The organism is Streptomyces zaehneri, assembly GCF_032248645.1.
Lineage (GTDB): Bacteria > Actinomycetota > Actinomycetes > Streptomycetales > Streptomycetaceae > Streptomyces > Streptomyces coriariae.
In genome coordinates this window covers 168,734-188,194 of record NZ_JASTTJ010000011.1, presented here as the reverse complement: position 1 = coordinate 188,194, position 19,461 = coordinate 168,734, and the positions used below count along the sequence as shown (strand labels likewise).

The window sequence follows — 19,461 nt, the reverse complement described above, 5'->3', positions numbered from 1 at the left end:
GGGCCTGGAGGCCAAGCGGCCGGGGGCCCGGGGGCCAGGAGGCCCGGACGACGGGCTACAAGGCGTGCTGGAGCAGGAGGAACGTGCCGATGCCGAGCATGGCCGCGCCGGAGGTGCGGGTCACCGCTCGTGCCGCCGCCGGGCGGGCGCCCAGCAGTCTGCGGGCCAGGACGCCCACCGTCAGATAGACGGCGGCGCAGCACGCCATGTGCAGCAGGCCGAGGGCGGTCGTCTGGGCGGCCACCGGCAGGTGCCCCTCGCCCGCGGTGAGGAACTGCGGCAGGACCGACAGGTAGAGGAGCAGGCCCTTGGGGTTCAGGCCGCTGATCGTGGCCCCGCGCAGGAACACCCGGGCGCCGCCCGCCGTGATCTCCTCGCCCGCGCCCGGGGTCCCCGGCCGCCGCAGCACCGCCCACCCCAGCCACACCAGGTACGCCGCGCCCGCCACCGTCAGCCCGGTGAGCAGCGTCGGCGACCCCGCGACCAGCACCGCGAGGCCCGCCGCGGCCAGCGCCGTGTGCAGGGCGTACCCGCTCACCAGGCCGCCGACCGCCGCGCCCACCGAACGGCCGCGCAGCCCGGCGGAGATCACGTACGCCCAGTCGGCGCCCGGCACGCACACCAGCAGCAGGTCGACGGCGAGGAAAGAAATCAGCGTTCCCGAGTCCATACCGGGGACATTAGGCGCGATGCGGCCGAAAGTGTTCCCGAAGTTTTCGCAGATCGGTGCTATTCGGGGGAAGATCTGCCTCATGGATGACGTGGACCGGAAGATTCTTGCCGAGCTTCAGCAGGACGGGCGGCTGACCGTGACCGAGCTGGCCGCGCGGGTGCGGCTGAGCGTCTCGCCCTGTCACCGGCGGCTACGGGAGCTGGAGCGGTCCGGGGCGATCAGCGGCTACCGGGCGGTGGTGGAGCCGTCCGCCGTCGGGCTGACCTTCGAGGCGCTGGTCTTCGTCTCGATGCGGCAGGAGGACCGGGACACGGTCGCCGAGTTCGAGCGGGCGGTGGGCGAGGTGGAACACGTCCTGGAGGCGCAGCGGCTGTTCGGGGAGCCCGACTACCTGCTGCGGGTGGCCACCGCCGACCTCGCGGCCTTCCAGCGGCTGTACGACGAGCGCCTCGCCACCCTGCCGGGGGTGCAGCGGCTGACGTCGACGCTGGTGATGAAGCACGTGGTGAAGGACCGGGCGCTGCCCGCCTGAGGCCGACAGCGCGGCAGGCGGCAGCTCACCCGGGTGAGCTGCCGCCTGGCAGACAGGACTTGACCGTAAATCGAGTGGGGGCCGGGCTACTTCGTCGGCTTCTTGCCGGTGATGCCCAGGTGCACCAACAGGGCCAGGTTCGGCTTGAGTTCAGCCTGCTTGACGCCCCACGTCTGGAAGCCCTTCTGGTGCGAGGCGACCGCGGCGAGCATCGCGACGAGCGCGCCGGCGACCGCGCCCGGGTTCACTTCCTTGTCGACCTTGCCCTTGGACTGCAACTCGGCGACCGCGTCCGAAAGGGAGTTGTTCACCGAGTTGAGGATCTTCATGCGGAGTTTGTAGAAGCGCTTGTCCCCCTCCGCCGCGCCGAGGTCGACGACCCGGAGGATCGCGTCGTTCTTCCGCCAGAACTCCAGGAAGCCGTCGACGAGTTCCTGCGCCGTCTGCCAGCCCGCCTTGCCGACCCATGACCGCCCCTCGACGAGGCCGGTCAACTCGGCTCCCTCGGCGGCCATTTGCTCGGCGATCTCCAGTACGGCGCCTTCGACGTCCGGGAAGTACTGGTAGAAGGTCGCTGGCGAAGTGCCCGCCTTCCGGGCGACGTCGATGACCTTGACGTCGCGGTACGGAGAGGAGCTGAGCATCTCGCTGAGGCAGTCGAGCAGCTTCTGCCGCGTCGCCTGCCCGCGCCGACCGGCCACGCGGCCGTCGACGGTACGCACTTGTCCTGTCATGCCGTCAGCTTACCGAGGGGTGATCGGAGCGCTATTCGGCCGACTGCAAATGGGGTGCGAGGGGGTGCGGAGGCGGGTGTGCCTGGTCTGCGGCTTGCGTGCGACGCCGTTAGTTTGGCTGCATGGCCGAAAACAGGGCATCGGTGTACGCAGAGGGCGTCCCCTGCTGGGTGGACGCGCAGCTCCCCGACGTGGACGCGGGCAAGCGGTTCTACGGTGAGCTCTTCGGGTGGGATTTCGAGGAGGCGTACGGCTCCTCCGTGTGGGCCCGGCTGGAGGGCGAGCCGGTGGCCGCGCTCGCGCACAAGACGGACGGCCGGATGCCCACCGTCTGGACGGTGTACTTCGCGACCCCGGACGCGCAGGAGACCGCCCGCCGTATCCAGCACGCCGGCGGGCAGGTCATCATGGCGCCGCTGCCGGTCGGCGGGGCGGGCACCAGCGTGCTCGCCGCCGACCCCGAGGGTGCGGTCTTCGGCCTGTGGCAGCCGGCCGGCCACCCCGGCTTCGGCGTACGGCACCGGCCCGGCGCCTTCGCCTGGGCGCAGCTGTACGCCCGGGACACCGAGGCCGCCAACACCTTCTACGGTCATCTCTTCCACGAGGCGCTGTTCGGTCCGGGCGCCGAACCCGACTTCGGGCGGGCGCCGGTCGCCGATGTCTTCCCGGAGGTCATGCCGCCGCACTTCCTCGTCCACTTCGGCGTGCAGGACTGCGAGGCGGCGCTCGGTGCGGTGAGCCGGCTCGGCGGGCGGGTGCAGGCGGGTCCGTTCACCGCTTCGTACGGAACCGTGGCGGTCGTCACGGACAATCAAGGGGCGTCGTTCGCGCTGCTCCAGCGCTGAGAGGCGCCGTATGCGTGCTGTATGCGCGGATATGAAGTGAGACACCCCGATTGCCCCCGGGTTCGCAACCGGCCGTCCGGCCAGGAAGAATCAGGGTGCGTGCCGCCATGGCGGTGCGGTGGTGAGACGCTGCACGGGGCCGTGTACACAAGTGGGTGACGCGGTTCGTACGGGGAGGTGGCAGGCAAGTGGTGGATCAGCTGACGCAGCACGATCCGCGGCGGATCGGGCCGTTCGAGGTGCTGGGACGGCTGGGGGCCGGCGGCATGGGGCTGGTCTATCTGGCCCGCTCGGCCTCGGGCCGGCGCGTGGCGATCAAGACGGTCCGGACCGAGCTCGCCGAGGACCAGCTCTTCCGGGTGCGTTTCACGCGCGAGGTGGAGGCGGCCCGGGCGGTCTCCGGCTTCTACACGGCCGCCGTCGTCGACGCCGATCCCCGCGCCGCCGTGCCCTGGCTGGCCACCGCGTACGTGCCCGCGCCCTCCCTCGAGGAAATAGTGAACGACTGCGGGCCGATGCCGGCCCAGGCGGTGCGCTGGCTGGCGGCGGGCGTCGCCGAGGCGCTTCAGTCGATCCACGGCGCGGGGCTGGTCCACCGTGACCTCAAGCCGTCCAACGTGCTCGTCGTCGAGGACGGCCCCCGGGTGATCGACTTCGGTATCGCGTCCGGCGTCTCGAACACGCGTTTGACGATGACCAACGTGGCGGTCGGCACCCCCGCCTACATGTCCCCCGAGCAGGCGAAGGACTCGCGCAGCGTGACCGGCGCGAGCGATGTCTTCTCGCTCGGCTCGATGCTGGTCTTCGCCGCCACCGGACACCCGCCCTTCCACGGCGCCAACCCGGTCGAGACGGTCTTCATGCTGCTGCGCGAGGGACCGGACCTGGCGGGCCTGCCGGACGAGCTGCGCCCGCTCATCGAGTCCTGTATGCAGATGGACGCCACGGCCCGGCCCAACCCGGCCGACCTCCAGGCCCAGCTCGCCCCCCACCTCTTCGGCTCCGGCTCCGACGACAGCGGCACGGCGTCGGCGTGGCTGCCCGAGAAGGCGGTCACCCTCATCGAGACGCGCCGTGGCGGCCGTCCGGTGAAACCGGCGCCCCCGAGCTCCCGCAGCGGCGGCGGAGGCGGCGTGGGCATGGCCCGGCCCGCCGTACCGGCGGTGCCGCCCCCGCCGTCCCACGCCCCCGTGGTCCTCTCCCGCCCGGCGCCCGCGCCCGTGGCCGTCGGCGCCCCCGACATCGGTCCCGTCCGGCTGGCGGGCGCCGCCGTGCCGATCGGGCCGGGGCCGCGCGTCGCCGACGTCCGTGCCGCGGCCGCCGTGAAGGCGCCGGTGGCCGAGCCCGGCCTGGTCGCCAACTGGTCCCGCCCGCGCCCCGGTGTCAACGGCGCCGACACGACCGTGCCGGCCCCGCAGGGCGCGCCCTCGGAGACCCCGGCGGGCTGGCGGCCCTGGCGATTTCGCATGTCGAACGATGTGTGGGGCACGCCGGCCGTCGCCGGGGACCTCGTCTACGTGACCTCCTTCGAGGTGCACGCCCTGGATGTGGCCACCGGCCGCCGTCGCTTCAAGACGCGGGACGTGGCCTGGTCGATGGCGGTCGCGGACGGCAGGGTGCACGCCTCCGACGGACCCACCCTGTTCGCGCTGGACGCCCGTGAGGGCGGCGACCTGTGGCGGCTGTCGACGGACGCCTGGGTGTACTCGCTCAAGGCCGACCGGGGCACGGTCGTCACCGGCACGCGCGGCGGCGGTGTCCAGGCCTGGGAGGCCTCGGCCGGCCAGAAGCTCTGGGAGATCACCGGCTGCCAGACCGACTTCGAGTCCCCGGAGGCCGGGCCGGTCCTGCACGAGGGCACGGTCTACGTCTGGCAGGACGCGCGGCTCAGAGCCCTGGACGCCCGCACCGGCGAGGAACGCTGGTCGTACCCCGTCGGCGACACGGCCTCCTGCGGCGGTGTCCCGGTCCGCGTCACCCCCGCCCCCGACGGCTACGTCTACCTCTCCGCGGGCACCCGCGTCCTCGCCGTCGACGTCGCGAGCGGCATGGTGCGCTGGCACTTCGAGGCCCCGGCGGTGTTCCTGTCCCCGCCGACCTTCGTGCCCGGCCCGGCGGTGACCGGCGGCGGCGTCTACCTCGCCGACTACCTCGGCACCGTGTACGCCATCGACGCCACCGACGGGCGCGACCGCTGGCGCATCGCCACCGAGGCCCGCGCCTCCGTCGACCCGGTGCTGGTGGCCGCCGGCCATGTGCACGTCGGCAGCGGCAAGGGGCTCTACACCCTGGACGCGGTCACCGGCACGCCCAAGTGGCGCTTCCAGGCGGGCGGCGACATCGTGGGCGCCCCGGCGGTCGCGGAGGGCCGTATCCACTTCGGCTCCACGGACCACCTGCTGTACACCCTTAAGGCCGACGACGGCAGGCTGCGCTGGAAGCTGGCGACCGGCGGCGAGATCACCGGCTCCCCGGTGGTCCGCGACGGCGTCGTGTACGCGTCCAGCAAGGACCGCTGCGTGTACGCCCTGGACGCGGAGAAGGGCACGGGCACGGCGCGGACGGCCTGAGCCGACCGCCCACCGCCGCGAGGACGGTCGTCGTGCCGGGACGGCCGTCGTGCCGGGTGCACGGAAGGGACCTGGACGGCGGCCGCCACCGCAGACGCTACGCCGGGGACCGGCCGGTCGCCACGCGGTGACATGACCGTGACAGGCGGTGCCTACGCTGTCGGTATGGATCGACGGGGGCGGAAACTCAGGTTCGCAGCGGTGGCGGTGTGCGTCGTACTGGCGCTGACCGGCTTCTCGACGAGCAGGGGCCACGGCAGGAGCCACAGCGGCGGGGGCGGCGGAGGGTGCAGCAGCTCCGACCAGAACCACGACAGCTCGTCGTCGACGTCGGGTTCGACGTCCAGCGGCTCGTCCGGCAGCACGTACCACGACTACGACGACGATGACGACTACTCCGACGACACCTACGGCGACGGCGGCTCCTCGAGCACGTCCACGGCGCTGAGGGACGCCACGGTGGAGCTGATCGACTGCGCGACGCCGAGCGAGGCGTACGCGACGGTCGAGGTCACCAATCCCAACTCCACCGGCGGCTACTTCACCGTCACGGTCGACTTCCTCGACGCGGGTTCCGGCCGCCTGGAGGAGCGGAGCGAGGAAGCGTACGTCTCGGCGAACGACTCGGCGACGGTACAGGTCGACCTGTCCGCCCCGGCCGTCGCGGCGAAGGTCGACACCTGCGACCCGGAGCCGTACGCACCGGCCCGCTGACCGGACTTCTCTCAACGGGCCGACGCCTCCACGGGCACCTCCGCCCACACCGTCTTGCCCACCGGCACGCGAGGAGTCCATCCCCACCGCAGGGCCAGGACGTCCACCAGGAGCAGTCCGCGACCGGACTCGCCCTCGGGGCACACCGGGGGCGGCAGGGCGGGCGGCCGCTTCCCGGAGGCGGCGTCCGCGACCTCGACACGGACCAGGCCCGCGGCCGCGTCGAGGACGAGCCGCAGGCCGAAGTCCCGCCCCGGCACCCGCCCGTGCCGCACCGCGTTCGCCGCGAGCTCGCCGACGACGAGGGCGACCGCGCAGGACGCGTCCGACGTCGACGGATGGCCCCACTCCTCCATCCGCCGGACGGCGAGCCGCCGGGCGAGCCGCGCACCCCGCGCGGTGGCGGCGAACTGCTCCCCGAACGAGCGGAGTTCGCGCGGCTCCTCGTCCGCGGCCCCCTCGTCCGCGGCCTCCTCGTCCGAGACTCCGTCGTTCGAGGCTTCTTCGCTCACGGCCTCGTCGTTCGAAGCGGTCGTTCCTGTCAGCACGGCTTGTCCGTCCCTGTTCGTAGGGTCCGCGACGCTTCACGGTGTACGCGAATCGTCACTTTCTGTGTTCAAGAGTCGTCGGATCGCCCTACGCTCGACAGGTGACACAGCCTTACTTTTCATCCCGTAAGGAACGGAAGTGACGCTTTGGCCAACGGAATTGATCCCAGTGCGTCGATGGCGGCCCTCTTCGGCGCACGGGTGCGCAGGCTCCGTACGGCGGCCGGGCTGACCCAGGCCGAGCTCGGCGACCGGACGCACGTGGTGAGCACGCGGATCACCCAGATCGAGCGGGCGTCCGGCGCGAAGCCGACGCTGGAGCTGGCGCGTGCGCTGGACACGGCCCTCGGCGCGGACGACCTGCTGGTCGAGCTGTGGCCGTACGTGTACCGGGAGGCGTTCCCGGACTGGTCGCGGAAGTTCATGGAGTACTCGGCGCGGGCGGTGGCCATCAGGCAGTACGCGGCTCATGTGGTGCCGGGTCTGTTGCAGACGGAGGACTATGCGCGGGCGGTGCTCAGCCTGGACGCTCTGTTGGACGACGAAGAGCAGCTGGAAGAGCGCGTCACGGCCCGAATGGGACGGCAGGGACGCCTGAGCTCGCCCGACCGGCCGGAGCTGTGGGTCATCCTGGACGAGGCGGTACTGAGGCGTCCGATCGGTGGCGACGCCGTGATGCGTAAGCAGTTGGCGCGGCTTCTCGACGCGGCAGCAGAACGCCACATCACCGTGCAGGTACTGCCGTTCGACCAAGGCGGACACGAGGCCATGGGTGGCTCGCTGACGGTCCTGACCCTGCCGGACGGCTCAGAGGTGGCCTACACGGAGGGTTCGGACTACGGCCAACTGATCGAGGAACCAGCCAACGTCAGCCGCTACAAGGTGATTTACGATCGGCTGCGGGCGGCAGCCCTGCCCCCGCTCATGTCACTCGACATGATCCGGTCCACGATGGAGGGCAACTACCGTGGCTCGAATCTCCCGTCCCGATCTGAACGGCGTCGCCTGGCGCAAGAGCAGCTACAGCAATCAGGCGGGGGGCGACTGCGTGGAGGTGGCCGACGGGTTCCGGGCCGTCGTCCCGGTCCGTGACAGCAAAGCCCCGCACGGTCCCGCGCTGTGCTTCGGAGCAGCCTCCTGGGCCGCTTTCATAGGCGAGTTGAGGACCGGCCGCCACCGCCCCTGAGGCGACCGGCCCCCGGCCGCCGTCCGCGTTCCGGGCTCACCGGACCCTTGTCCGCGAGGGTCCGGCGGGACGCTGACCTCCTGAAAGAACCGGGGGAAAGAACCTCCCGCCCACCCACCCTCCCCGGCCGCGAGGCCCGCGTCACCCGTGCGGGTGACTGGCTTGCAGCAGCGGGACACGGGCCGTTACGTTCGCCGCGACAACCGCAAACAGATACGGCCCCCGGCCGGGACTGGCATCCCGAACGAGGGCCTGACCGATCAGGAAGCAGACCTTCCCGATGGCTGAATCGCAGTCTAACGCGCGCCTTCGCGCCGACGCCGGAGCTCCGTCCTCCGGCGTGATCCATGTCCGCACCGGCTCACGGCCGACTTCACGGTGATCTCCAACGCCCTCGCCCAACGGCGTGGCAGCGCGGTCACGATCGGCGTCGCGGCGTACATCGCCTCCCTGCCCGACGGCTCCCCCGTGACGATCACCGCACTGTGCGCGCACTTCAGCGAGGGCGAGATCCTGATCTCGCGAGCGCTGAGGGAGCTGGAGGCGGCCGGACACCTGGAGCGCCGCCGCGAGCGAACGCCCACCGGACAGGTCCGTACCCGAACATACTTCTACGACGTACCCGACGGCGCGCCGCATCGTGGCTCAAGGGCAAGGCCGCCGGAGCGCCACTGGTCCACCAGGTTGAGCCGGCGCGGAAGGGGCAGCCTTCGGTGCCGTTCATCGCGGTGGCCGAGGCACACGTGCTCCGCTCTCTGCGTTCCCTCGGCCTTCGCATGAGTGAGATCAAGGAAGCCGCCGCCGTACGGGACGCCTTCGACACCCCTTACGGCCTCGTGTCGAAACGCATCGCGACGGACGGTGTGGACATCTTCGTCGAACACGGTCTCGGAGATCTCCGCAGAGCCCGGGACGGCCAGGCCCCTATCCAGGAAGTGGTCTCCAGCTATCTCCGTAACCTGAACTGGGACGCTGGCGACGACTTTCCCTCCAGCCTGCGGCTGAGGCAGTACGGGGAGGTCCGCGTCGTGATCGACCCCAGGTTCGGCCATGGTCTTCCCGTGGTGGCGGCCAACCGCGTCTCGGTCAAGGCGATCACCGACCTGTGGGAGGCCGGGGAGAGCGTCGAGGACATCGCGTACGACTACGCCATGACGCCTGAGCAGGTGGACGCGCTCTGCCAGGCAGTGGTGCGTCTTGCCGCCTGAGTTCTTCCTCGACCGGAATCTCGGTCGTCGTGTCGCCGAAGGACTGAGGACTTGCGGGTGGACCGTTCACCGCATCGGCGACGTCTTCCCGGACGACGGGCAGGACGTCGCCGACGAGGAGTGGATCGCGCACGGTCTCGACCGGTCGTGGGTCCCGCTCTCGAAGGACGGCCGGATCAAGACGCGGGACCTGGAGATCCAGCCTGTCCTGGAGCGTAAGGCAGTGCCTTTCTATCTCGACAATCAGCAACTTCGCACCACCGAGATGATCGAACGTCTCGTGGCACGCCGTGACGCGATCCACCGGGCTGTGGGGAGCGGCGGGCCGGCTGCCTACGCGGTGAGGAGCGACCGCATCGAGCGCACCTGGCCGTGACGGGGCGAACTGCGCGCCGGCGGCGGGGGCTCAGCGGATCCGGGGTTCGGTGGTCGAGCGGGCGGTGAACAGTTCCGTCTGGCGGGCGGTGGGCAGGTTGCCCAGCGAGATGAGATGCGGTGCCTGCGCGAACCCCATCGCGCGGGCCGTCTCCTTCGCCGACCACAGTGCCCGCACGGTGCCCTGGATTCCGGCGGGGGGATACCCGGCGATGACGGCGGCGCAGGCCACCGCGGCGGCCGATGCCCCTCCGGTGTCGGTGAGTTCGGACACGAGTCCGATGTCGTGGGCGCGCCGGGCGGAGATCCGTTCCGCCGTTCCCATCAGCATCATCCGCGCGACCTCCCCGTACGGCATCCGCTGCGCCAGCAGCACCGACTCGTACGCGCTGACCATCCCGTACGTGGTGTGCGGGTCGAAGAACACGGCGTCGGCGCCCGCGACGACGAACTCGCACTCCCCGAGCAGGTAGAAGGCGCCCCCGCAGGCCATCCCCTCCACGGCGGCGACGACCGGCTTCCACAGGTCGTTCGCCTTCGGGCCGACGGTCAGCAGCGGATCGTCCTGCATGTACGGGGAGCCGGGCTGCGGCACGACGGCGTCCCGGTCGAGGCCGGTGCAGAACGCCCGCTGTCCGGCCCCGGTGAGGACGACGGCCCGTACCGAGTCGTCGAACCGCAACTCCCGCCAGATGCGCCGCAGTTCGCGGACGGTCTCGAGGTCGAGGGCGTTCAGCCGGGCCGGCCGGTCCAGGGTGACCACGGCCACGCCGGTGTCCTTGTCGAGGTCCAGTCGCACACTCACGGCCGCTCCAGGATCCACTGCGGAAGCCCGTCGCCGTCGAAGACGACCTGTACGCGGGCGCCGATGCGGATGCGGTCGGGGGGGAAGGAGTCGATCGGCGCCCCCGGTCCGCTCACCAGGTTCCCCACCAGCCGGATGCGGGGCGCCTCGGCCAGCTCGACGAGGATCACGTTGTAGGGGGCGTGGGCGGCGTAGTCGGGCAGCAGGGGCGGGTGCGGGACGACGTAGGACCAGATCCGGCCGCGTCCCGACATCCGCCGCCACCCGCTCGCGAAGGACTGGCAGTGCGGGCAGCAGGGGCGGGGCGGGAAGCGGGGTTCGGCGCAGTCGGCGCAGGCCTGGACGCGCAGTTCGCCCTGGGCGGCGTACCGCCAGAAGGGGGCGCCGTCGGCGTCGGTGACGGGGGTGAGCATCGCGGGATCAACTCCTCGGTGCGTTCTCCTCGGTGCGGTTCAGTTCCTGAGCAGCAGGGCGGAGGTCGGGACGCCCTCGCCGGCGGTGACGAGGCAGGTCGCGGCGCCGGGCACCTGGGCGGTGCTGGTTCCGCGCAGCTGCTTGACGCCCTCGTTGACGAGGTTGAAGCCGTGGACGTAGGCCTCGCTGAGTCCGCCCCCGCCGGTGTTGAGCGGCAGCCGTCCGCCGGTCTCCAGGGCGCCTCCCTCGGTGAACGCGCCCCCCTCTCCCCGGCCGCAGAACCCGTACCCCTCCAGGGAGAGCGGGACGAGGGGCGTGAACGCGTCGTAGATCTGCGCGACGTCGACGTCGGACGGGGTGAAGTCGGCGTGTTTCCACAGGTGCCGGGCGGCCGCCCAGGCGGGGCCGGTGAGGGGGTCGTCGTTCCAGTAGTTGACCATGCCGTGGTGCTGGGCGGGCAGGCCCTGGGCGGCGGAGTGGATGTAGACGGGTGCCCGTCGGCAGTCCCGGGCCCGCTCGGCGCTCACCACCACGCACGCCAACGCCCCGTCCGTCTCGAGGCAGTTGTCGTACAGGCACAGGGGCTCGCTGATCCATCGGGACGACATGTACATCTCGCGGGTGAGCGGCCGTTCGTACATCACCGCGGCCGGGTTCTGGTTGGCGCGGTTGCGGCAGGCGAGGGCGACGTTGAAGAGGTGGTCGCGGGTGGCGCCGTACTCGTGCAGATAGCGGCGGGCGAGCATGGCTATCTCGTCGGCGGGCCGCAGCAGCCCGAAGGGCCGGGTCCACTGGGCGGGGGTGGGGAGCTGGACGGCGGTGTTGGTCCACGGACGCGGCCCGGAGCCCCGTTTCCGCGACCGCCAGGCGACCCCCACGGTGGCCTGTCCGGCGGCGACGGCGGCGGCGAGGTGGGCGACGGTGGCGCAGGAACCGCCGCCGCCGAAACCGATCTTGCTGAAGAAGGACAGGTCCCCGAACCCGACGGCCTTCGCGAGCTCGACCTCGTCCGTCTCCTCCATGGTGTAGGAGGCGAGGGCGTCGACCTCGCCGGGGGCGATCCCGGCGTCGTCGAGGGCGGCGAGGACGGCCCGGCAGGCGAGCGTCCGTTCGTCCTCGGGGAGGTGCTTGGCGAAGGACGTCTGCCCGATGCCGACGATGGCCGTGGCGTCCTTGATTCCGGTCACTGCGGGCATGCCGCACCCACCTCCACACGGCGACAGTGCTGCTGACAGTCCGTCAGGTTACCGCTAATCTGACGGTCAGTCAGCTAGTGGTCGGGTGGGGAGGCTGGTCATGCGCGGTGACATGGAGTGGGGGACGATCCCCGGCCTGGTCCGCTGGTCCGCCGAGCGGTACGCGACGGCCGAGGCGGTGGTGGAGGGCCGTACCCGGATCTCGTACGCCGAACTCGGCGCCCGCGTCGAACGCGCGGCGGCGGCCTGTCTGGCGAACGGGGTGCGGGCGGGCGACCGCGTGGCCGTCTGGGCCCCGAACTCGCTCGACTGGATGGTGGCGGCGCTCGGCGCGGTGAGCGCGGGAGCGGTGCTCGTACCGCTGAACACCCGCTTCAAGGGCACGGAGGCGGCGGACGTACTGCGCCGCAGCGGGACGCGTCTGCTGTTCGTGACGGGCACCTTCCTCGGGACGTCGTACGTGGCGTCGCTGCGGCGGGCGGCGGCGGAGGGCGCCGGCGGCGGCCCGCTGCCTGGGCTCCCCGCGCTGGAGCAGGTGGTGGTCCTCTCGGACGACGCCCCGGCGGACTTTTGGACCTGGAAGGACTTCCTGGCGAGCGGGGAGGGCATCGGGACGGCGCAGGTCCGGGCGCGAGCGGACCGGGTGGCCGGGGAGTGGCCCTCGGACATCGTCTTCACCTCGGGCACGACGGGCCGCCCCAAGGGCGCGGTGATCAGCCACGCGCAGACCCTGCGGGCCTACGGGATCTGGACCGACCTGGCGGGGCTGCGACAGGGCGACCGCTACCTGATCGTGAACCCCTTCTTCCACACCTTCGGCTACAAGGCGGGCGTGATCGCCTGTCTGATGCGGGGCGCGACGATGATCCCGCAGCCGGTGTTCAACGTGGACACGGTCCTCGCGAACGTGGCGTCGGAACGGGTCTCGGTCCTCCCCGGCCCGCCGACCCTGCACCAGTCGCTCCTGGACCACGCGTCCCGGGACAAGCACGACCTGTCGGCGCTGAGGCTGGTCGTCACGGGCGCGGCGGTGGTGCCGCTGCGGCTCGTCGAACGCCTGCGGGGCGAACTGGGCGTGGAGACCGTCCTGACGGCGTACGGCCTCTCGGAGGCGAGCGGTGTCGTCACGATGTGCCGTCGCGGGGACGACCCCACGGTCATCGCCTCGACGTCGGGCCGCGCGATCCCCGGCACCGAGGTGCGGGTGGACGCGGCGCCGGGCGAACCCGGGGAGGTCCTGGTCCGGGGCTTCAACGTGATGCGCGGCTACTACGAGGACGAGACGGCGACGGCGGAGGCCCTGACGGCGGACGGCTGGCTGCGCACCGGTGACGTGGGCGTCCTGGACGCCTGCGGCAACCTGCGGATCACCGACCGTCTGAAGGACATGTTCATCGTCGGCGGCTTCAACGCCTACCCGGCGGAGATAGAGCAGCGCCTCGGCCTGCACCCGGACGTGGCCGACGTGGCCGTGATCGGCGTCCCCGATCCCCGCCTGGGCGAGGTGGGCAAGGCGTACGTGGTGCGGCGGCCGGGCGCGGTCTCCACGGCCGACGACCTGATCGCCTGGGCCCGGCGGGAGATGGCCAACTACAAGGTGCCGAGGGCGGTGGAGTTCGTGACCGGCCTGCCCCGCAACGCGAGCGGCAAGGTGGTCAAGGGCGAGCTGCGCTCCCGGTGACCGCGCGGGCCCCGGACACGCCTCGGCCGCGGCGGCTCCCCTCCGCGCCGCCGCGGCCGATCCCCGTCGAAGTGGTGACGGGTGGTGCCTACTTGCCGCCCAGGGCGGGCGGGACCGGCGAGTGGTTCTCGAGCGTGGTGATCTCCTCGCCGGCCGACGTGGCCGACGTGGCCGACGTGGCGGACGCGGTGGACGCGGTGGACGCGGTGGTCTCCTGCGTCGTGGTCTCCTGCGTCACCACGTCCTTGAGGGCGGGCGGCACGGGCGAGTGGTTCTCCAGCGTGGTGATGTCCGTCGGCTGCTTCTCGGTGCTGCTCATGTTCACGCTTCCCCTGTGAATGGTGTTCAAGTGAATGAGACGCCTCTGTCCGGCGATTCCCCCGAGTATCGCCGGACAGAGGCGTGGGCCGGAGTCCACCCCCATGGACTCCCCGGCCCGCATGCCCCCCGACGCGACGGACCGTTGGGTCGATTCTGTCGGCCGGTCATAAACGTTTGATGAACGCCGCCCGCGTCGGACTCATGACGCGTCCAGAGGGGCCAGCAGCCGACGCACCTCGGCGGCCTCGGGCGCCCCCGCATTCTCCAGCAGGAGCAGGGCCTCGTGCCAACAGGCGCGCGCCCGGTCCGACTGGCCCAGCGCCCGCAGGCTCTTGCCCAGCGTGTTCAGGACGCTGCCGCGGATCAGGTCACCCCCGATGACCCCGATGGCGAGGGACTGCTCCGCGTGCTGAGCGGCCTGCGCGGGACGACGGGCGGCCAGGTGCAGCTGGGCGATGCGCAGATGTGTCGTGCCCTCCCACAGCCGCTGCCGGTTGGAGGCGAAGATCAGCATGGCGTCGGTGAGCTGGGCCAGACCCTCCGGCAGGCGCCCGGCGCGGGTGAGCGCCACACCCAGGGAGTAGCGGCCGTTCGCGAGGCGCAGGCTGAGACCGAGCTGCTGGAAGATGTCGACGCCCTGCTGCGCGAGCGAGACCGCGCTGTCGGCACGGTCCATGCGCTGGTGCAACTGAGCGAGGTTGCACAGCGCGCTGGCCTCGCCAGGACGGTTGCCGTCGGCGCGGTACCCGTCGCGCGCCGTCGTCAGCAGCCGCTCCGCCTCCTCGTACCGTCCCTGGTTGAGGGCGATGATCCCCCGGTCCGTCGCCGCCCAGCTCACCGGCGTCGCGTCGTGCGCCGCCGTGGCGAGTTCGATCGCGCGCCGGGCCTCGTCGTCCGCCTCGGAGTAACGTCCGGCGGCCAGATGGACGTGGGACAGCGCCGTCCGCGCGCGGCTCTCCGCGCGGATGTCGGCGGCGTCCTGCGCGGCGTCCCGCAGGGCCGTGGCCGCCCACTCGTACTGCTTCGCGTTCGCGCCCGACTCCGCCAGGTCCTTGGCGGCCCAGAGCAGATCGACGGCACGGCGCAGCCCGCTGCCCGACTGCTGCTGCCGTGCGCACGCCAGCAGGCACTGCGCCTCCGCGAAGAGCCAGTCGAGGGCCTGTGTCCGCTCGCCGAAGGACAGCCCCCGGTACGACGTGGGCTCCAGGTGGACGACCGTGCGGTCGCCGGGCCGCTCGATCGCGTACACCCCCGCCGCCGTCGCCAGATAGAAGTCCAGCAACCGCGACAACGCCGTGCCGCGCTCGCCGGCCGGCTCGTCGCGGTCGGCGCAGGCACGCGCGTAGAGCCGTACCAGGTCGTGGAACCGGTAGCGGCCGGGGGCCGCCGATTCCAGCAGGGAGGTGTCCACCAGGGACTCCAGCACGTCCTCGGTGTCCTCCACCGGCAGGTCCAGGACCGCGGCGGCCGCCGCCAGGGAGGTGTCCGGGCCGTCCGCCAGGCCGAGCAGCCGGAACGCGCGGGCCTGGGCGGGCTCCAGCGCGCCGTAGCCGAGTTCGAAGGTCGCCTTCACCGCCAGGTCGCCCGCCTGGAGCTCGTCCAGCCGGCGCCGTTCGTCCGCCAGCTTGGCGGCGAGGACGGACACCGTCCAGGTGCGGCGGGCGGCCAGCCGGGAGGCCGCGATCCGGATCGCCAGCGGCAGGAAACCGCAGGCGGCCACCACGTCCAGCGCGGCCTTGCGCTCCGCCGCCACCCGCTCCTCGCCGACGATCCGGGTGAAGAGGGCGAGGGCCTCCTCGGGGGACATCACGTCCAGGTCGACGAGGTGCGCTCCCGCCAGGTCCACCATCCGCACCCGGGAGGTGACCAGCGCCGCGCAGCCCTCCGTGCCCGGCAGCAGGGGGCGGATCTGGGCCGCGTCCTTCGCGTTGTCCAGCAGCACCAGCACCCGGCGGCCGTCCAGCACCGAGCGGTACAGCGCCGCCCGCTCCTCCAGGGAGTCGGGGATCGCCGAGTCCGCCGTGCCCAGGGCCCGCAGGAACGACCCGAGGACCGTCTCCGGCTCCGCCGACCGCGGTCCCGCGCCCTGGAGATCGACGTACAGCTGGCCGTCGGGGAAGGCGGGACGGGCCTGGTGGGCCACGTGCACGGCGAGGGTCGTCTTGCCCACGCCCCCGATGCCCGCGAGCGCGGACACCGCCATCACCCGGCCGCCCGCGCCCGTGCCGTCACCGGCTCCGGCCAGCACCTCGCCCAGTTCCCGCACGAAGGCGGAGCGGCCGGTGAAGTCGGGCACGGTGGCCGGGAGCTGCGCGGGCCGCACCCGTACCACCGCCGGTTCCGTCGCCGGCGCCGAGGGCTCCGCCAGCTCCGGGTCGGCCCGCAGGATGCGGTGCTGCAACTGCCGCAGTCCGGCCCGCGGATCCACCCCCAGCTCCTCGGCCAGCAGCCGCCGGGTGTCCGCGTACACCGCGAGCGCCTCCGCCTGCCGGCCGCTGCGGTACAGCGCCAGCATCAGCAGTTCGCGCAGCCGCTCGCGGAGCGGGTACGCCGCCGTGAGCGCGGTGAGTTCGGAGACGGCCTCCGCGTGGCAGCCCTGCTCCAGGTCCATGTCCAGCCGGGACTCCAGCAGTCCCAGCCGCCACTCCTCCAGCCGGACGCGCTGCGCCTCCGCGTACGGCCCGGGGACGCCGGCCAGGGCCTCCCCGTCCCACAGCCCCAGCGTCCGGTTCAGCACCTCGCGGGCGTGGGGCAGGTCCCCGGCGTTGCGTGCCTTCTCCGCCTCGGCGGCCCACTCCTGCGCCACCGCCAGGTCCAGCGAACCCTCGGCCAGGCCGCGCACCGCGTAGCCGCCCGACTCGCTCAGCAGGACACCCGGGTCGAGCACCTTGCGCAGCCGGGAGGCGTAGGTCCGTACCGCCGCCAGCGCCTGCGACGGAGGGTCCTCGCCCCACAGCGCGTCGATCAGCTCGGCGGCCGTGGCCGTACGGCCCTCGCGCAGCAACAGGGCCGCCAGCAGGGCGCGTTGCTGTGGTGAACCGGTGGCCAGCCGCTCGTCGCCGCGGCGTGCGCGCACCGGGCCGAGCACGTCGAAGCGCAGCGCCGCCGGCTCCTCGGCGGAGCCGGGACGCCTCTGCTCCGGCACACGCGGGTCGCGGTGTCCTACCCGGTCGTCCATCAGGGCTCCCCTTAGGCATCCGAATTACCGGGCCCAGTTTGCCCTGTCCATGCCGGAAGCGTCAGCTTGCCCGGCGGGCGCACGGGAGTCCACACACCGCTCACATCCGGTATGCACACATCCCCACAGAGTCGATCAACTCCGGCCCCCGTGCACTAGCTGACGATCCGTCAGATCAGCGCTACCGTGCCCCCATGGAGAACGCATTGGAGACCGCGAAGACCGTCCGGGCCACGGAGAACCTCCCGCTGATCATCTCCGTCGACGACCACACCGTGGAGCCGAGCACCGTCTGGCAGGACCGCCTCCCGAAGAAGTACCTGGACACCGGGCCCCGCGTCGTCCGGGCCCCGCTGAAGGAGATGACCTTCCTCGGCGGCCGCTTCAAGCCCGTCATGGGCGAGCCCGGCGACGACGGCCCGATCGGCGACTGGTGGGTCTACGAGGACCTGCACCGCCCCCTCACCCGCCTGGACACCGCCGTCGGCTTCAGCAGGGACGAGATCAAGCTGGAGGTCATCACCTACGAGCAGATGCGCCCGGGGTCCTTCGACGTCCCGTCCCGCCTCGCCGACATGGACGTCAACCACGTCCAGTCCGCCGTCTGCTTCCCCACCTTCCCGCGCTTTTGCGGCCAGACCTTCACCGAGGCCGCCGACCACGACCTGGGCCTGCTGTGCGTGCGCGCCTACAACGACTGGACGGTGGAGGAGTGGTGCGGCCCGCAGGCGCGGGGCCGGCTGATCCCGCTCACCCTCATCCCGCTCTGGGACGCCGAACTGGCGGCGGCGGAGGTCCGGCGCAACGCCGCCCGCGGGGTCCGCGCGGTCGCCTTCTCCGAGATACCCCCGCACCTCGGCCTGCCCTCCGTCCACACCGACGACTGGGACCCCTTCCTCGCCGCCTGCGACGAGACCGGCACGGTCGTGGCCATGCACATCGGCTCCAGCAGCCGGATGCCCTCCACCTCCGCCGACGCGCCGCCCGCCGTCGGCTCCACCATCACCTTCGCCAACTGCTGCTTCTCGATGGTCGACTGGCTGATGAGCGGCAAGTTCGAGCGCTTCCCGAACCTGAAGGTGATGTACGCGGAGGGCCAGATCGGCTGGATCCCCTACATCCTGGAGCGCGCCGACGTGGTGTGGGAGGAGAACCGGGGCTGGGGCGGGGTCGCGGACAAGGTCCACCGTCCCCCGTCGGAGCTGTTCGCCGACCACGTCTTCGGCTGTTTCTTCGACGACGCCTTCGGCCTCAGGAACCTCGACTCCATCGGCGTCGGGAACGTCCTCTACGAGACCGACTACCCGCACTCCGACTCCACCTGGCCGAAGTCGCGCGAGGTCGGCGAGGCCCAGATGGGCCACCTGGCGCCGGACGTGGTGGAGCGGATCGTACGGGGCAACGCGATCGAGCTGCTGGGGCTGACCCCGGACGGCCTCTGGAGCCCGCGGTGAGTCTCGACTACGGCATCCAGCTCCCGGTCCAGTCCCAGTCCACGCTCTACGCCGAGCCCTGGGAGGCGGACGCGGGCCCCGCCGACCTCGTCGAGATCGCCCGCGCCGCCGACCGCGCCGGATTCGCCTACGTCGCCGCCTGCGACCACGTGGCGATCCCGCACCGGCTGGCCGAGGCCATGAGCACGGTCTGGTACGACCCCGTGGCCACCCTCGCCCATCTGGCGGCCGTGACCGACCGCGTGCGGCTGCTCGCGCACGTCGCCGTCGTCGGCCTGCGCCACCCGCTGCTCACCGCCAAGCAGTACGCGACCCTCGACCACCTCAGCGGCGGCCGGCTGATCCTCGGCGTGGGCGCCGGTCACGTACGGGAGGAGTTCGAGGCGCTGGGGGTGGACTTCGAGCGGCGGGGCGCCGTGCTCGACGAGACGATCGACGCGCTGCGCGCCGCGCTCGGGCCGGACGAGTTCCCCTCCCACCACGGCAAGTCGTACGACTTCGAGGGGCTCGGGCAGCGGCCCCGGCCCGCCCAGGCGCGGGTGCCGATCTGGGTCGGCGGCTCCTCCCCGGCCGCCGTCCGCCGGGCCGCCCTCAAGGGCGACGGCTGGCTGCCCCAGGGCGACCCGAGGGACCGGCTGCCCGCGCAGATCGAGACGCTGCGGCGGCTGCGCGGGGACGACGCACCGCTCACCGTCGGCGCCATCACCGAGCCGCTGTACGTCGGCGCCCCCGGCTGGGAGGTGGGCCGCCGCACCCTCACCGGACCGCCCGAGGTCCTCGCCGAGTCGTTGCGGGCCTACGGGGCGATGGGCGTCCACCAGATCCAGGTGCGCTTCCGCTGCCGGAGCCGCACCGAACTCACCGACCAGATCGGCCTGTTCGGAGCCGAGGTGGGGCCGCTGCTCGCCGACGCGTCGTGAAGGGGGCTCCGTCGGGTGGGGACCCGACGCGCGCCCGTTCGCCGCCCGCCTTCTCCGCGCACGTATCTGACGTTCCGTCAGATACAGCGTTACGATGCTGAGCTCCA

General features: G+C 72.2%; 19 protein-coding genes and 1 pseudogene. 12 read left to right on the top strand and 8 right to left on the bottom strand.

The genetic code is table 11. From position 1 onward, the window contains the following. Positions 1-55: 55 nt before the first annotated feature. A complete protein-coding gene (locus tag QQM72_RS20300) occupies positions 56-670 on the bottom strand; it encodes a LysE family translocator (protein WP_314222278.1) in 615 nt (204 codons plus the stop codon). 82 nt (positions 671-752) lie between these two features. Here QQM72_RS20300 and QQM72_RS20295 point away from each other — a divergent pair, with 82 nt between their 5' ends. After that, positions 753-1,205 carry an Lrp/AsnC family transcriptional regulator gene (locus QQM72_RS20295; RefSeq protein WP_314222277.1) on the top strand — a complete coding sequence of 151 codons (453 nt, stop codon included), beginning with the start codon at positions 753-755 and terminating at the stop codon, positions 1,203-1,205. An 86-nt stretch (positions 1,206-1,291) separates the two neighbouring features. Here the strand turns inward: QQM72_RS20295 and QQM72_RS20290 are convergent, their stop codons facing one another. Beyond that, positions 1,292-1,927, bottom strand: coding sequence for a TetR family transcriptional regulator (locus QQM72_RS20290; protein ID WP_310431760.1), 636 nt, complete (start codon positions 1,925-1,927; stop codon positions 1,292-1,294). Positions 1,928-2,061: 134 nt separating this feature from the next. Here QQM72_RS20290 and QQM72_RS20285 point away from each other — a divergent pair, with 134 nt between their 5' ends. From QQM72_RS20285 to QQM72_RS20275, 3 genes are all read left to right on the top strand, one after another. Beyond that, a complete protein-coding gene (locus tag QQM72_RS20285) occupies positions 2,062-2,784 on the top strand; it encodes a VOC family protein (protein ID WP_314222276.1) in 723 nt (240 codons plus the stop codon). Between the two features lie 188 nt (positions 2,785-2,972). Beyond that, positions 2,973-5,354 (top strand): serine/threonine-protein kinase, encoded by a 2,382-nt coding sequence (locus tag QQM72_RS20280; RefSeq protein WP_314222275.1) that lies wholly within the window; start codon positions 2,973-2,975, stop codon positions 5,352-5,354. Positions 5,355-5,519: 165 nt separating this feature from the next. After that, complete coding sequence (locus tag QQM72_RS20275) at positions 5,520-6,068, top strand: hypothetical protein (protein ID WP_314222274.1); 549 nt, start codon at positions 5,520-5,522, stop codon at positions 6,066-6,068. 11 nt (positions 6,069-6,079) lie between these two features. On the opposite strand, the gene QQM72_RS20270 is transcribed toward QQM72_RS20275, so the two are convergent. After that, a complete protein-coding gene (locus QQM72_RS20270; RefSeq protein ID WP_314222273.1) occupies positions 6,080-6,580 on the bottom strand; it encodes an ATP-binding protein in 501 nt (166 codons plus the stop codon). Between the two features lie 213 nt (positions 6,581-6,793). Between QQM72_RS20270 and QQM72_RS20265 the strand changes: the two genes are divergently transcribed. From QQM72_RS20265 to QQM72_RS20245, 5 genes and pseudogenes are all read left to right on the top strand, one after another. Further along, positions 6,794-7,708 carry a helix-turn-helix domain-containing protein gene (locus QQM72_RS20265; protein WP_314222272.1) on the top strand — a complete coding sequence of 305 codons (915 nt, stop codon included), beginning with the start codon at positions 6,794-6,796 and terminating at the stop codon, positions 7,706-7,708. Further along, positions 7,665-7,802: a DUF397 domain-containing protein gene (locus QQM72_RS20260; protein ID WP_314222271.1), complete on the top strand. Its 138-nt coding sequence runs from the start codon at positions 7,665-7,667 to the stop codon at positions 7,800-7,802. Before QQM72_RS20265 ends, QQM72_RS20260 begins: the two co-directional genes overlap by 44 nt. A 280-nt stretch (positions 7,803-8,082) precedes the next feature. Beyond that, positions 8,083-8,465, top strand: a pseudogene (locus QQM72_RS20255) (hypothetical protein); the annotation flags it as partial. A 113-nt stretch (positions 8,466-8,578) separates the two neighbouring features. After that, the gene (locus QQM72_RS20250; RefSeq protein WP_314222270.1) at positions 8,579-9,010 is read left to right on the top strand and encodes a DUF433 domain-containing protein; all 432 of its coding nucleotides are present in this window, start codon (positions 8,579-8,581) and stop codon (positions 9,008-9,010) included. After that, a complete protein-coding gene (locus QQM72_RS20245) occupies positions 9,000-9,386 on the top strand; it encodes a PIN-like domain-containing protein (RefSeq protein ID WP_314222269.1) in 387 nt (128 codons plus the stop codon). The genes QQM72_RS20250 and QQM72_RS20245 overlap by 11 nt, the downstream gene beginning before the upstream one ends. Before the next feature lie 30 nt (positions 9,387-9,416). Here QQM72_RS20245 and QQM72_RS20240 read toward each other — a convergent pair whose 3' ends face one another. Genes QQM72_RS20240 through QQM72_RS20230 form a run of 3 tightly spaced genes read right to left on the bottom strand, consistent with a single transcriptional unit; the run spans position 9,417 to position 11,800 of the window. Then, positions 9,417-10,190 carry an enoyl-CoA hydratase/isomerase family protein gene (locus tag QQM72_RS20240; protein WP_314222268.1) on the bottom strand — a complete coding sequence of 258 codons (774 nt, stop codon included), beginning with the start codon at positions 10,188-10,190 and terminating at the stop codon, positions 9,417-9,419. Continuing rightward, positions 10,187-10,603, bottom strand: coding sequence for a Zn-ribbon domain-containing OB-fold protein (locus QQM72_RS20235; protein ID WP_314222267.1), 417 nt, complete (start codon positions 10,601-10,603; stop codon positions 10,187-10,189). The genes QQM72_RS20240 and QQM72_RS20235 overlap by 4 nt, the downstream gene beginning before the upstream one ends. Positions 10,604-10,642: 39 nt before the next feature. Next, a complete protein-coding gene (locus QQM72_RS20230) occupies positions 10,643-11,800 on the bottom strand; it encodes a lipid-transfer protein (protein ID WP_314222266.1) in 1,158 nt (385 codons plus the stop codon). A gap of 100 nt (positions 11,801-11,900) precedes the next feature. On the opposite strand from QQM72_RS20230, the gene QQM72_RS20225 reads away from it, so the two are divergent. Next, complete coding sequence (locus QQM72_RS20225) at positions 11,901-13,481, top strand: FadD3 family acyl-CoA ligase (protein ID WP_314222265.1); 1,581 nt, start codon at positions 11,901-11,903, stop codon at positions 13,479-13,481. An 88-nt stretch (positions 13,482-13,569) separates the two neighbouring features. Here the strand turns inward: QQM72_RS20225 and QQM72_RS20220 are convergent, their stop codons facing one another. After that, positions 13,570-13,800 (bottom strand): hypothetical protein, encoded by a 231-nt coding sequence (locus QQM72_RS20220; protein WP_314222264.1) that lies wholly within the window; start codon positions 13,798-13,800, stop codon positions 13,570-13,572. Positions 13,801-14,001: 201 nt separating this feature from the next. Beyond that, on the bottom strand, positions 14,002-16,980 hold the full coding sequence (locus QQM72_RS20215; RefSeq protein ID WP_314222263.1) for an AfsR/SARP family transcriptional regulator: 2,979 nt from the start codon (positions 16,978-16,980) through the stop codon (positions 14,002-14,004). A 194-nt stretch (positions 16,981-17,174) separates the two neighbouring features. On the opposite strand from QQM72_RS20215, the gene QQM72_RS20210 reads away from it, so the two are divergent. Beyond that, positions 17,175-18,434: an amidohydrolase family protein gene (locus tag QQM72_RS20210; protein WP_314222262.1), complete on the top strand. Its 1,260-nt coding sequence runs from the start codon at positions 17,175-17,177 to the stop codon at positions 18,432-18,434. Beyond that, positions 18,431-19,354 (top strand): LLM class F420-dependent oxidoreductase, encoded by a 924-nt coding sequence (locus tag QQM72_RS20205; protein WP_314222261.1) that lies wholly within the window; start codon positions 18,431-18,433, stop codon positions 19,352-19,354. Before QQM72_RS20210 ends, QQM72_RS20205 begins: the two co-directional genes overlap by 4 nt. The last annotated feature ends 107 nt before the right edge of the window (positions 19,355-19,461 follow it).

Excerpts from the sequence above, each read along its gene's own strand:
- QQM72_RS20265 (WP_314222272.1), top strand. The coding sequence starts at position 6,794 with ATGGCGGCCCTCTTCGGCGCACGGGTGCGCAGGCTCCGTACGGCGGCC.
- QQM72_RS20295 (WP_314222277.1), top strand. The coding sequence starts at position 753 with ATGGATGACGTGGACCGGAAGATTCTTGCCGAGCTTCAGCAGGACGGG.
- QQM72_RS20225 (WP_314222265.1), top strand. The coding sequence starts at position 11,901 with ATGCGCGGTGACATGGAGTGGGGGACGATCCCCGGCCTGGTCCGCTGG.
- QQM72_RS20250 (WP_314222270.1), top strand. The coding sequence starts at position 8,579 with ATGAGTGAGATCAAGGAAGCCGCCGCCGTACGGGACGCCTTCGACACC.
- QQM72_RS20285 (WP_314222276.1), top strand. The coding sequence starts at position 2,062 with ATGGCCGAAAACAGGGCATCGGTGTACGCAGAGGGCGTCCCCTGCTGG.
- QQM72_RS20230 (WP_314222266.1), bottom strand. The coding sequence starts at position 11,800 with ATGCCCGCAGTGACCGGAATCAAGGACGCCACGGCCATCGTCGGCATC.
- QQM72_RS20220 (WP_314222264.1), bottom strand. The coding sequence starts at position 13,800 with ATGAGCAGCACCGAGAAGCAGCCGACGGACATCACCACGCTGGAGAAC.
- QQM72_RS20275 (WP_314222274.1), top strand. The coding sequence starts at position 5,520 with ATGGATCGACGGGGGCGGAAACTCAGGTTCGCAGCGGTGGCGGTGTGC.
- QQM72_RS20215 (WP_314222263.1), bottom strand. The coding sequence starts at position 16,980 with ATGGACGACCGGGTAGGACACCGCGACCCGCGTGTGCCGGAGCAGAGG.
- QQM72_RS20235 (WP_314222267.1), bottom strand. The coding sequence starts at position 10,603 with ATGCTCACCCCCGTCACCGACGCCGACGGCGCCCCCTTCTGGCGGTAC.
- QQM72_RS20300 (WP_314222278.1), bottom strand. The coding sequence starts at position 670 with ATGGACTCGGGAACGCTGATTTCTTTCCTCGCCGTCGACCTGCTGCTG.
- QQM72_RS20210 (WP_314222262.1), top strand. The coding sequence starts at position 17,175 with ATGGAGAACGCATTGGAGACCGCGAAGACCGTCCGGGCCACGGAGAAC.